This is a genomic window from Amycolatopsis sp. NPDC005961, from assembly GCF_040629235.1.
In the GTDB taxonomy this organism is placed as follows: domain Bacteria; phylum Actinomycetota; class Actinomycetes; order Mycobacteriales; family Pseudonocardiaceae; genus Amycolatopsis; species Amycolatopsis camponoti.
In genome coordinates this window covers 53,076-64,241 of record NZ_JBEXVF010000056.1, presented here as the reverse complement: position 1 = coordinate 64,241, position 11,166 = coordinate 53,076, and the positions used below count along the sequence as shown (strand labels likewise).

General features: G+C 70.7%; 10 protein-coding genes, 1 tRNA gene and 1 pseudogene. 4 read left to right on the top strand and 8 right to left on the bottom strand.

The window, feature by feature from the left end:
• Positions 1-2,830 (bottom strand): annotated as a pseudogene (locus tag ABZ342_RS36255) (hypothetical protein); the annotation flags it as partial.
• 116 nt (positions 2,831-2,946) lie between these two features.
• The gene (locus tag ABZ342_RS36250) at positions 2,947-3,417 is read right to left on the bottom strand and encodes a MarR family transcriptional regulator (RefSeq protein ID WP_155548142.1); all 471 of its coding nucleotides are present in this window, start codon (positions 3,415-3,417) and stop codon (positions 2,947-2,949) included.
• Positions 3,418-3,490: 73 nt separating this feature from the next.
• Between ABZ342_RS36250 and ABZ342_RS36245 the strand changes: the two genes are divergently transcribed.
• On the top strand, positions 3,491-4,687 hold the full coding sequence (locus tag ABZ342_RS36245; protein ID WP_360482938.1) for an FAD-dependent monooxygenase: 1,197 nt from the start codon (positions 3,491-3,493) through the stop codon (positions 4,685-4,687).
• Here the strand turns inward: ABZ342_RS36245 and dcd are convergent.
• On the bottom strand, positions 4,684-5,265 hold the full coding sequence (gene dcd / locus ABZ342_RS36240) for a dCTP deaminase (protein ID WP_285477534.1): 582 nt from the start codon (positions 5,263-5,265) through the stop codon (positions 4,684-4,686). The genes ABZ342_RS36245 and dcd overlap by 4 nt on opposite strands.
• 23 nt (positions 5,266-5,288) lie before the next feature.
• Complete coding sequence (locus tag ABZ342_RS36235) at positions 5,289-6,482, bottom strand: oxygenase MpaB family protein (RefSeq protein ID WP_360482935.1); 1,194 nt, start codon at positions 6,480-6,482, stop codon at positions 5,289-5,291.
• Between the two features lie 110 nt (positions 6,483-6,592).
• Between ABZ342_RS36235 and ABZ342_RS36230 the strand changes: the two genes are divergently transcribed.
• A tRNA-Gly gene (locus ABZ342_RS36230) sits at positions 6,593-6,663 on the top strand.
• On the opposite strand, the gene ABZ342_RS36225 is transcribed toward ABZ342_RS36230, so the two are convergent.
• Together ABZ342_RS36225 and ABZ342_RS36220 are read right to left on the bottom strand one after the other, a co-directional pair.
• Positions 6,655-7,881, bottom strand: a complete 1,227-nt coding sequence (locus ABZ342_RS36225) for a sigma-70 family RNA polymerase sigma factor (protein ID WP_360482932.1) — start codon at positions 7,879-7,881, stop codon at positions 6,655-6,657. The genes ABZ342_RS36230 and ABZ342_RS36225 overlap by 9 nt on opposite strands.
• On the bottom strand, positions 7,878-8,228 hold the full coding sequence (locus tag ABZ342_RS36220) for a YciI family protein (protein WP_155548147.1): 351 nt from the start codon (positions 8,226-8,228) through the stop codon (positions 7,878-7,880). The genes ABZ342_RS36225 and ABZ342_RS36220 overlap by 4 nt, the downstream gene beginning before the upstream one ends.
• Before the next feature lie 119 nt (positions 8,229-8,347).
• Between ABZ342_RS36220 and ABZ342_RS36215 the strand changes: the two genes are divergently transcribed.
• Entirely contained in the window at positions 8,348-9,547 is a 1,200-nt protein-coding gene (locus ABZ342_RS36215; RefSeq protein ID WP_360482929.1) for a cytochrome P450, read from the top strand.
• On the opposite strand, the gene ABZ342_RS36210 is transcribed toward ABZ342_RS36215, so the two are convergent.
• Positions 9,544-10,194: a hypothetical protein gene (locus tag ABZ342_RS36210; RefSeq protein WP_360482926.1), complete on the bottom strand. Its 651-nt coding sequence runs from the start codon at positions 10,192-10,194 to the stop codon at positions 9,544-9,546. The genes ABZ342_RS36215 and ABZ342_RS36210 overlap by 4 nt on opposite strands.
• Before the next feature lie 94 nt (positions 10,195-10,288).
• On the opposite strand from ABZ342_RS36210, the gene ABZ342_RS36205 reads away from it, so the two are divergent.
• A complete protein-coding gene (locus ABZ342_RS36205; RefSeq protein ID WP_360482923.1) occupies positions 10,289-10,816 on the top strand; it encodes a GNAT family protein in 528 nt (175 codons plus the stop codon).
• Here the strand turns inward: ABZ342_RS36205 and ABZ342_RS36200 are convergent.
• Complete coding sequence (locus tag ABZ342_RS36200; protein WP_360482920.1) at positions 10,806-11,132, bottom strand: MmcQ/YjbR family DNA-binding protein; 327 nt, start codon at positions 11,130-11,132, stop codon at positions 10,806-10,808. The genes ABZ342_RS36205 and ABZ342_RS36200 overlap by 11 nt on opposite strands.
• Positions 11,133-11,166: the final 34 nt, after the last annotated feature.

Genomic DNA, 11,166 nt, shown 5'->3' with positions numbered 1-11,166 from the left:
CGCCTGCGGCCTGGCTGCTGCCTGGCGTACCCGTCGGCTGGCCGGTGCCTGGTGCCCCTGCGGCCTGGCTGCTGCCTGGCGCACCCGTCGCCGGGGCGCCAGCACGCTGGCTGGTGCCTGGTGCGCCTGCGGGCCGCGCGGCGGGCCCCTGCGAGTCCGTGACCCGCAGGCCGGTCAGCGGCACGTCACCGGTGTTGCGCACCGTGATGCGCAGCGGCACCGCGTCGCCCTCGCGAAACGGCCCGTCCGTGACCTCGGCGGTGATCGCCACGCCCGGGTGTTGCACGGCGAACGCGGCCTCCGCGCTCGCCGTCACCGGCCGGGCCGTCGGGTCCGTGCCCGTCACGGCCGGCTTGTTCGTTAAGCCGGTGGCACCCGCGACCGTCGTGCACGTGTACGTCGAGGCCGCCCGTGGCTGAAGCGTCCCGAGCGGCTTCGCGCACCCCGCGACCTGGTCGTCCGCGATCGTCACGCCGGTCAGCGGCACGTCGCCCGTGTTGGTGGCGGTGATCGTCCACGTCACCGTGTCGCCTTCGCGGACCGCGGCGGGCGAAGCCTGCGCGGCGAGCGCCACCGCCGGGTGGATCACGTCGACCACGGCGTCGTCGGTGACCTTCACCGTGCGGCCGAGCTGGTCCTTGCCGGACGCGGCCGCCGTGTTGGTGAAGTCGTCCGGTGGGGCCGGCGCGGTGCAGGTGTACGTCTGCGTGCCCCGTGGCGGCATGGCGCCGATCGTCCGCGCGCACGCCGGCGTGCGGTCGTCGGTGACGGCGACCTCGGTCAGCGGTGCGTCGCCGGCGTTGGTGACCGTGATCGTGAACGTGATCGGGTCGCCGGGGCGGACGACGCCGGGCGTGGCGTCCTTCGTGAGCGTCAGGGCCGGGGTGATCACCGTGACGGTCGCCGACGCGGTGGCGGCCACCTGCTGCCCTGCGAGGTCGGTGCCGGTGGCGGTCACGTGCGAGGTCGTCGTCGTGGACGGGTTCGCCGTGCACGTGTACGTCCGGGTCGCGCCCGCGGCCAGGCCGTCGAAAACGTGCGAGCACGACGTCGTCGTGTCGTCGGTGACCTTCACCGGGGCGAGCGGGCTGTCGCCGGTGTTCTTGACCGCGACGGAGAACGTCACGGCGTCACCCGCGTGGATCACCGGCCGGTCCGCGGTCTTGGTGACCTCGACGGCGGGCGCGATCGTCGGCGCGGGTGCGTCCGCGCCGGCCTTGACCTGCCGGCCGAGCTCGTCGGCGGCGGTCGCGGTCGCGGTGTTGACGCCGTCGGCGATCGGGGCCTTCGCCGCGCACGTCGTCGTGCGGCTTTCGCCCGGCGCGAGCGCTCCGGTGAGGTCGCACGAAGGCGCCTTCGGGTCGGTGACGCGCAGGCCGGAAAGCCCGACGTCGCCGGTGTTCGTGACCTTGATCGTGAAGGTCGCGGTGTCGCCGGCGCGGTAGGCGGGCTTGTCGGCGGTCTTCGTCATGCCCAACGCCGGGTGCACGACGTCGATGGCGGCGGTCGCGTCGCCGTCGAGAGCGTCGCCGAGCGCGCTCGTGCCGGTCGCCTTCGCCGTGTTCGTGAAGTCGTCGGCCAGGGCGGGGCCGGTGCAGTCGTAGGTGACCGTCTGGCCCGGGGCGAGCGTGCCAAGTGGCTTGGCGCAGGCCGGGACGGCTTCGTCGGCGACCTGCACGCCGGACGCCGCGACGCTGCCGGGGTTGGTCACGGCGACGGCGAACGTCACCGGCTCGCCGGCGTGCGCCTTCGGGTGCGCCGCGCGCAAGGCGACCTGGAGTTCCGGCACCGGCACGGAAAACGCCATGTTCTGCGCGAGGTAGGCGTCGCCGCTGGTGACGAAGGCGAGCTTCGCGCTCGTCGCGCCCGCGGGGATGGTGTCGACGTCGAACGCCTTGGCGTCCACGCTGAAGTTGTTCTTCACCCCCGGCGCGGCCGCGTTGTCGGCGTTGGAGATGAAGAAGTTCGACGTCCCGCCGGTCGCGGGCTCGGCGGCCGGGGCGCCGTCGACCAGGAACTGGTCGCCGGAGCCACCCCAGTCGCCGTCGTAGGCGGTGACGCCGATGTGCGCGTCGGCGGCCGCCGCGCGGAAGCCGGTGATCGTCGTTTCCGTGGGGACGTCGGTGGCTTGGCGGACGTGTCCGTCGTAGACGACGACCTTGCGCTTGTTCGGCGCGAAGTCGGGGTTGCGCGAGGGATACGCGTAGACCAGGGCGACCGACCAGCCGCCGGCGCAGTCGAAACCCTTGGGGGCCCAGACGTTTCCGACGGTCACGTCGAGCGCGGCGCCGGTCGGCGCGCCCGCGAACTGGCTGGTCACGTCGGCGTGGGCGGAGTAGTACGGGCCCTCTCCGGCGAACGCCGACGGTTTCACGTCGACGGATTTCGCGCTGCCCACGGAAAGCCGGACGTTCTGCGTCGCGGGATTCCCGGGCGGCGGAACGGCGGGAGCACCCTCCCGGAGACCGCACGTCGTCCCGGTCGTGTTGCCCGCCCAGTTCAGGCGGGCGAACACGATTCGCGCGCCGGGCGGGATGCGCACGGACGCGCTGGCGGAGTCGAACGTGCCCGGGTCGGCGTCGACGTCGGCCCACTGCATGAAGAAGTCGTCGTTGACGAGGGTGTCCTTGCGGTCCGCGGTGTTCGCGCACGCCGCGGGCGTGTCGACCGGGCCGGCGGCCGGCGCGTGGTCGGCGACGACCGGGCAGCGCAGGACGCCGTTGCCCGCGTACAGGAAGTCGCCGTAGACGACGTCGTCGTAGCCCACCGCGAAGGGTGGGGCGCCGGCCGCACCGGCCGCCGGCGTCAGCGCCGAAACCGAAATGATCATGGCCAGAACGAGAACCCAGCGAAGCGGTCCAGTGGACAACCGCATTCCTCGCTACCTCCGGGGGCCGGGACGACCTTTCGGAGCCTGGCACGAGTGAGGGGTTTACGCGCCGATTCTCACCCGTCCGTGGAGCCGGTCAGCTTCGCCGTCGATTCGTGGGTGAGGGCGGTGGCGCCCTCGACGAACCCGATCACCGTGCGGAGCTCGTCGTCGGTGTAGCGGTCGCACAGCTCGTACATGCGCTTGACGAGGTTGTCCCAGAGGTGCACGCCGCTCGCGATGGCCTGTTCGTCCAACGCGATGAGGACGCGGCGGCGGTCGTCGGGGTGCGGCCGGCGGTCGACGATGCCCTTGCGCTCCAGCCGGTCGATCATCGCGGTCACCGACGCGGGCGCCAGGCCGGAGAGCCGCGCAAGATCCTTCGGCGTCTGCGGCCCGAACCGCGCGAGGTAGTCCAGGACCTTGCTGTCGACCGCCGACAGCCCCCGCGTCTCGGAGATGGCGGTGTGGAACATGACCGTCTCCGTCGACAGCTCCCGGGACCTGAGCAGGACTTCTTCGACCAGGTGCGCTCGCTCGCTTGACACGGGCCCCAGCCTAGCCCACTCTTTAGTTCGACAGAACGAATTAGTTTCTAAGAGATTCGAGGGGACGAACGAGATGACCAAGGCACTGATCATCGGGGGCGGCATCGCGGGCACGATCACGGCCATCGCCCTGCACGAAGCCGGGCACGAACCGGTGCTGTTCGAGGCGTACGACCGGGGCGCGGAGGGCGTCGGGGCGTTCCTCACGCTGGCGGTGAACGGCCTGGACGCGCTGCTGCCGCTGGGCCTCAAGGACGTCGTCAAGAGCACGGGCTTCGACTCGCCGCGCATGTCGATCGGGCTCGGCAACGGCACCCGGCTGACCGAGTTCACCCTCGGCGGCACGCTCGAGGACGGCACGGTGAGCCAGACCGTCCTGCGCTCCGACCTCTACGTCGCCCTGCGCGACGAAGCCGCCCGGCGCGGGATCCACGCCGAGTACGGCAAACGCCTGATCGGCGCGAGCCAGACGTCTTCCCAGGTCAGAGCCGACTTCTCGGACGGCTCACACGAAACCGGCGACCTCCTGATCGGCGCCGACGGGCTCCGGTCGCGCGTCCGCACGATCATCGACCCGGACGCGCCGGCGCCGCGGTACGTGCCGCTGCTCAACACCGGCGGCTTCGCCGAAGGCCTGACCCTGCCGGACGAGCCGGGCGTGCTGAACATGGTGTTCGGCAAGCGCGTCTTCTTCTGCCACGTCGTCAACCCGAAGGACGGCAGCGTCTGGTGGTTCGCGAACCCGGCCCGCAAGACCGAGCCGACGACGTCCGAGCTGGCGAGCCTGGCCGGCGAGAAACTGCGCGCCGAGCTGCTGCACCTGGTGGCACGCGACCGGACACCGGCGACGGAGATCATCCGCGCGACCCGCGACGTCTACCCGGCGTGGCCGACGTTCGACTTCCCGACGGTCCCGGTCTGGCACCGCGGCCGCATGGTGATCATCGGCGACGCGGCGCACGCGACGTCACCGGCGGCGGGCCAGGGCGCGTCGATGGCCATCGAAGACGCCGTCACGCTGGGCAAGTGCCTGCGCGACGTGCCGGACGTCTCACAGGCATTGGCCACCTACGAGGGTCTGCGGCGCGAGCGCGTCGAAGCCGTGGTCGCGGCTGGAAAGCGCAACGGAGACCAGAAGGTGATCGGCCCGGTCGGGCGCGTCATCCGTGACTTCTTCATCAAGCGGGTGTTCTCGAAGCCGTTCGATGAGGACCCGAACGCCTTCATGTGGGACCACCGCACCGACTGGAACGAGAAGATCGCGGCTTAGCGCCAGGTGTCGACGCGGTGGAAGTTCTTGTACGCCCGGCTCGGGGTCGGGCCGCGCTGCCCCTGGTAGCGGGACCCGGCCTCACTCGAGCCGTACGGGAACTCGGCCGCGCTGGAGAGCCGGAAGATGCACAGCTGGCCGATCTTCATGCCCGGCCAGAGCGTGATCGGCAGGTTCGCGACGTTCGACAGTTCCAGGGTGATGTGCCCGGAGAAGCCCGGGTCGATGAACCCCGCGGTCGAGTGCGTGAGCAGCCCGAGCCGGCCGAGCGACGACTTGCCTTCGAGGCGGCCGGCGAGGTCGTCGGCCAGGGTGACGAGCTCGAACGTCGAGCCGAGGACGAACTCGCCCGGGTGCAGCACGAAGGGCTCGTCGCCCTCCTTCTCGACCAGCGAGGTCAGGTCGTCCTGCTGCAGCTGCGGATCGATGTGGGTGTACTTGCTGTTGTTGAAGACGCGGAAGTACCGGTCGAGCCGGACGTCGACGCTGGACGGCTGGACCATGCCGGCGTCGAAGGGGTCGATGCCGAGCCGGCCGGCTTCGAGCTCTTTGCGGAGGTCACGGTCACTGAGCAGCACGGGCGGAAGCCTATCCGGTGGGGTCAGGCCGCCCACATGTGCTGCGCGTAGGTCGTATCGGGCGCGAAGATCTTCTCGAGCCGCTTCACGTACCCGCGGCGCCCGGCCTCGCCGATCCGTTCCTGCAGCGCGGTGGCCCCGGGGATGAACCGCCGCACGGTCTCGGCGGCGAAGTTGACTCCCGCGACGGCGACGATCGCGGCCTGCGCGACGGGGTCGTTCGGCAGCCCGAGGAAGTCGGCGTTGGTCTTCCCGAGCACGAGCCGGCTGATCGACGAGTGCACGGCGACGGAGACGTGCGACAGCACCTTCCCGACGGCGCCGCGCCCTTCGCCGACGGCCGCGTTGGCCGCGATGAGCGCCTTGGCGAGGCGCTTGGAGTCGTCGTCCGGGATGAACTCGGTGGCGGCGAGCAGCCAGAGGAGGCGCCAGGCGTCCTCTTCGGAGGTGGGCAGGAGCTCGTCGTCGACACCCATGAGCCAGCCGATGTAGCGCCAGAGGTGCAGGATGTCGCCGCGCTCGCGGGCGGAGTAGCGGAGGCCGAGCAGCTGCGTGCCGAAGACGTAGACGAGGGAGAAGAGCAGCAGGGTGCCGGCGGTCTGCACCTGGTTGACGGGCCGGTCCCAGGCGTCGTAGTCCCAGTCCTCCCGCCGGTTCATGGCGGCGCGCACGTGGGCGTGCACGACCCGGATGCGCAGAGCGGAGGCGTAGCCCTGCTCGCCGTGCTTGAGGGCGCCGGGCGTGGTGACGTCGATCCACCAGGCGGCGGTCTCGACGAGCCGTCGCGTGGCCTGGTACTCGATCGCCCCGGTTCCGACCAGCGATTTCGTGGCGCGGGACGCGAGGTAGCCGCCCATCAGAGACATGTCGCCGAGCGGGAAGAGGCCGAGCAAACCGGCTCGGGTGATGGCTTTGGCCCCGCGCTCGAGCCGTTCGTCGTCGACCCAGTAGGGCTTCGCGTCGACCTCGTCGAAGAAGACTTTGAGCGGCCCGTCCTCTTTGACGCCGTCCTTCAGCGCGTCCTCGAAGAGCTTCCGCCCCTGCCCCTTGGGCTGCCGCGCCATCCAGGCGACGACATCGTCGGCGCGCTGGTCCTGCACCTGGGCGAACTCCCGCAGCCGCGCGACCTGACGTTCGTCACCCCGGATGTCCCCGGCGATGAACAGCCGCTGGGCCAGCCGGAACCCGCCTTCGCGGAACAGCTCGGGCTCATCCATGGCGCTCACCTCCGAGGTCGACAACAAGTGTTGTCACTTGCGGCGGAGGAGTCAAGGAGGGAGGGGTCTGGACAAGGGGATCACGCCGCCGTGTATGCTTGCGGCGCGCTGCGGATGTAGTTCAATGGTAGAACATCAGCTTCCCAAGCTGAATACGCGGGTTCGATTCCCGTCATCCGCTCTCACGAAAACCCCGGGCATTGTGTCCGGGGTTTTCTATTTGTATCCGGCCCCGCAAATGCGCCGCGTGCGCGTCCGGAAGTCCCGTTTCCACCGCACGCTCCAAAGCCTCGGACGCCGACGCGGAACCCAAGCGGTGCAACAACTCCGCCCGAGACGCGTGCCACCACGGGTAGTCCTCCAGCTCGCGTAGCGAATCCAGCAAAGCCAGAGCCTGCAACGGCCCATCTCGCTCGGCCACCGCCGCCGCGCGATTCAGCCTGACCACCGCGGTGTCCTGGATCGACAACAGCACGTCGTACCAGGAGATCACCGCGTCCCAGTTCGTCTCCTCGTACGATGGCGCCAAATCGTGGCAGGCCGCGATCGCCGCCTGGACCACGTACGGGTTCGGGACCGATGGGGTGCGGCGCAGGCCGACTCCGACCAGCGCCACGCCTTCCTTGATCAGCTCGAAGTCCCACCGCGAACGGTCCTGGTCGGCCAGCAACACCGGCACCCCGTCGAAAAACCTGGCCGCGCGGCGGGCGTCCTGCAGCAGCACCAACGCCAGCAGCCCCAGCGCCGTCGGCTCGTCCGGCATCAGCGAAGCCAGCAACCGGGCCAAGCGGACTCCCTCGGCGAGAAGCGACTCGCGGCCCGTGTAGCCCTCGTTGAAGATCAGGTACACCGTCGACGCCACGCCGGACAAGCGTGAAGGCAATTCCGGAGCAGACGGCACCCGGTAGGGAATCCGGGCCTGGGCGATCTTCTGCTTCGCGCGCGTCAGGCGCTTCGCCATCGTCGCTTCGGGGACCAGCAGGCCGCGGGCGACCTCCGCTGTCGACAAACCTCCCAACGTCCGAAGCGCCAAGGCGACCTGGGCGTCCACCGACAACGCCGGGTGGCAGCACGTGAAGACCAACCGCAGCAGGTCGTCGCGGACGGAGACCGGGTCCGGGGACGGGTCGAAGGCGGGCATCGCGTCCGCCTCCTTCCCGAGGCGCTTCGCTTCGCGGCGGACGACGTCCACCGCGCGACGGCGGGCCGCCACCAGCAGCCAGCCGCGCGGGTTGCCCGGGACGCCGTCGCGCGGCCACGTCTCCAGCGCGCGCACGACGGCGTCCTGGACCGCGTCCTCGGCCAGGTCGACGCTGCCGGTGACGCGGACGAGCGTGGCCAGTACCCGGGTGCCCTCGTCCCGGACCAGCCGCGCGACCGCGTCCCCGGCGCGGGTCACTGGCCGAAGTCGACGACCGGCCGGACCTCGATCGCGCCGTCCCAGGCGCCCGGGATGCGCGCCGCGACCTTGACGGCTTCGTCGAGGTCGGCGCATTCGATGAGGTAGAAGCCGGTCAGGGCTTCCTTCGTCTCCGCGTACGGGCCGTCGCTGGTGACGATGTCGCCGCCCTTGCCGCCGGTGACGCGGACCGTCGTCGCGGTCGCGGTCGGGTACAGCGCCGCGCCGCCGCGGATCACGGCCTGGGCGCCGTCGTGGAACTCGGCGTAGTCCTTCATCATGTCCGCGGCCTCGGGCTTGGTCGGGTCGACGTCGGAGGCGAAGATGATCGCGGCGTACTGGGGCATGGCTGCTCCTCACAGGTCCTCAACCGGCGCCGATCGCCGGTTCTCACTGTAAGGACGAACGGGCGAAGGCGCGCCGGGACACTTGTCACCGGAAAAGTTTCGCGGGCAAGGTGGCAGGCATGGGAGAGCCCGCACTGTTCGGTCCGGACTTCGATCGCGACCCCTCACCCGCGTACGCGTGGCTGCGCGAACGACCGCCGCACCGGCTCGCCTTCCCGACCGGTACCTGGGCCTGGCTGATCACCCGGTACGACGACGCCGTGGCGGCGCTCGACCACCCCGCCTTGGTCAAGAGCCCGTTCGCCGGCAACGACGAGTGGCGGCGCTCCGGCATGGGTCTGCCGCTCGACCACCGGCCGTCGCTCGCGTCGAACATGATCAACGCCGATCCACCCGACCACGCGCGGTTACGCCGCGCGTGCGCCGGCGCGTTCGGCTCGCGCCGGATGGAGAACCTGCGCGAACGCGCCCGGACGGTGACCGACGACCTGGTCGGTGCCATCGCGGAACGCGGGCACGGCGACCTCGTCACCGAACTCGCCTACCCGCTGCCGATCGCGATCATCTGCGACCTGCTCGGCGTGCCGGAGCGGTACCGCGAGGACGTCCACGAGTGGTCGCTGGTCATCGACTCGGCCGACGACACCGACGGCTCGAAGGTCCGCGAAGCCACCGACGTCCTGGAACGGCTGGTCACCGAGGTCGTCGACGCCAAGCGCGCGACGCCGGGGACCGACCTGATCAGCGACCTCGTCGCGCAGGAGTCGGCGGGCACGCTGTCCGCCGACGAGGTGACGTCGACGGCCTTCCTGATCCTCATCGGCGGCCACGAAACGACGGTCGGGCTGATTTCGACCGGCGCGCTCGCGCTGCTGACCCATCCGGAAGAAGCCGCGCGAGCACGGACCGACCCGGCCCACCGCGCCGCCGTCATCGAGGAGACGCTGCGGCTGCATTCGCCGCTGCAGAACGCGACCTGGCGTTTTCCGACCGAAGACGTCGAGATCGGCGGGCAGGTCATGCGGCCCGGCGACCCGATCCTGGTCTCGGTGCTGGCGGCCAACCGGGATCCCGCCGCGTTCGACGACGCGGACGCGTTCCGACCGGGACGACGTGCTGCCGACCGGCGGCACCTCGCGTTCGGCGCCGGGCCTCACCTCTGCATCGGCGCCGCGTTGGCCCGCTTGCAGGCTGACGTCGCCTTCGATACGGTGCTCCGCCGGCTGCCGACCGCGCGGCTCTCCCGACCAGAAGCCGAACTCGACTGGTGGCCGAGCCCGATCACCCGTGGGCTCTTCCACCTGCCGGTCAGGGTCTAGCCCTCGACGAGCTCCCACTCGGCGTCCGGGGTCTCGCGGTCGTACACCTGGCCCGGCGCCGCCTTCAGCACCGTCCGGACGTCCGGGTACAGGTTCGCGACGTGCTCCAGCTCCAGGCCCTCGACCTCGAAGTCCTCCGCCTCGGGGACCTCGAAGCCGACGAACAGCCAGGTGCCGTCCTGCTCGCGGACGACCTGGCGGACCGCGCGGACCGGCTGCTGCGGGCCGGTCGGGATCTCGGTCAGGCCGGTGCTGATCTGGGCTTCGTCGTCCGGGGAACCCGCGAACTTCCAGGCCTCGCGGCGCTGGCTGAGCAGCCGGATGTCCTCGTCTTCGTCGTCGGAGCCGGTCACCGACGACAGCAGCCACGTGCGGCGCTCGGGGTCCCAGTCGGCGGCCATGCCCGTCGGCAGGCCGGCCAGCGCGCCCAGCTGCGGGAGCAGCTCGAAGGCTTCGCGCACCGACATCTTGCCGAAGCTCTCGCGGTTGACGACGACGTCGTCGGACAGCTCGGTGCCGTCGCTGATGAACCAGTCGTCCTCGTCGTCCAGGACGACGAACCCCAGCGCGTCCGGGTCGTACACCAGAGCCAGTGCGATGATCACCGGCGCTTCCGGGTCCTGGCGCAGCGGCCACTCGGTCGGCATGCGCCATATCCCACCACCGGGGCATCCGGCGGCCGGAGCCGGGGTCACCCGAAAATCGCGCGAACCCCGCCGCGGAGTCCGGCACGATGGCCAGATGCTCGAAGGAGAACTCGTCCGGCTGCGCGCACTGGAACCGGAAGACGCCGAGAAGATCCACGGCTGGATCCACGATCCCGAGGTCGGCCGGTGGATGACCAACAGCCACCCGCGGTCGCTCGCCCAGATCCGCAAGCGCGCCGAAGAACGGCCGGTCAACAGCTACGAGCTGGTCGTCCTCGGGATCGAAGCCGACGGCAAGCTCATCGGCATCATCGACCTCCGGGACGCCGAACCCGAGATCGGCAACGCCGAGCTGGACGTCTACATCGGGGACCCCGAGTACCGCAACGGTGGCGGCTACGGCACCGAGGCGCTGCGCCTGATGTGCCGCTACGGCTTCAACTCCATGCGGCTGCACATGATCACGCTCTGGGTGGTCGCCGAGAACGAGCGCGCGCGGCACGTCTACCGCAAGGTCGGCTTCTCCGAAGACGGCCGCCACCGCGAGGCGTTCGTCGCGGCCGACGGCGAGCGCCACGACATGATCCTGATGAGCATGCTCAAGGGCGAGCTCAAGTCGTGAGCCGGCGAGGCGCCTTCAGCCGCCAGGCGTCTTCGAGCAGCTCACGCAGCTGATCGACGTCCACGCGGTCGAGGTCGACGATGATCGAGCCGTACCCGTCGTAGTGCGCGGTCGTGAAGAAGGCCGCGTCGCCGGAATCCAGCAACGCGGCCTTCTCGTCGAGCCCGCACAGCACGACCAGGCCGCCTTCGGCCTCGGTGCGCAGCCGCGCGAACCCCTTGCCCGCCACCTTCAGCGCGGGCGTGCGGTACCAGGTCGACGCCTCGGCCTCGGGGAGCTCCGAGGCCAGGCGTACGACGTCTTCCCAAGTCGGCATGGGTCCATTGTCGGCCCGCCGTCTTGGAAAAACC

Bases quoted from the DNA above. Each gene is read 5' to 3' on its own strand.
- ABZ342_RS36245 (WP_360482938.1), top strand. From the start codon at position 3,491: ATGACCAAGGCACTGATCATCGGGGGCGGCATCGCGGGCACGATCACG.
- ABZ342_RS36235 (WP_360482935.1), bottom strand. From the start codon at position 6,482: ATGGATGAGCCCGAGCTGTTCCGCGAAGGCGGGTTCCGGCTGGCCCAG.
- ABZ342_RS36220 (WP_155548147.1), bottom strand. From the start codon at position 8,228: ATGCCCCAGTACGCCGCGATCATCTTCGCCTCCGACGTCGACCCGACC.
- ABZ342_RS36215 (WP_360482929.1), top strand. From the start codon at position 8,348: ATGGGAGAGCCCGCACTGTTCGGTCCGGACTTCGATCGCGACCCCTCA.
- ABZ342_RS36210 (WP_360482926.1), bottom strand. From the start codon at position 10,194: ATGCCGACCGAGTGGCCGCTGCGCCAGGACCCGGAAGCGCCGGTGATC.
- ABZ342_RS36205 (WP_360482923.1), top strand. From the start codon at position 10,289: ATGCTCGAAGGAGAACTCGTCCGGCTGCGCGCACTGGAACCGGAAGAC.
- ABZ342_RS36200 (WP_360482920.1), bottom strand. From the start codon at position 11,132: ATGCCGACTTGGGAAGACGTCGTACGCCTGGCCTCGGAGCTCCCCGAG.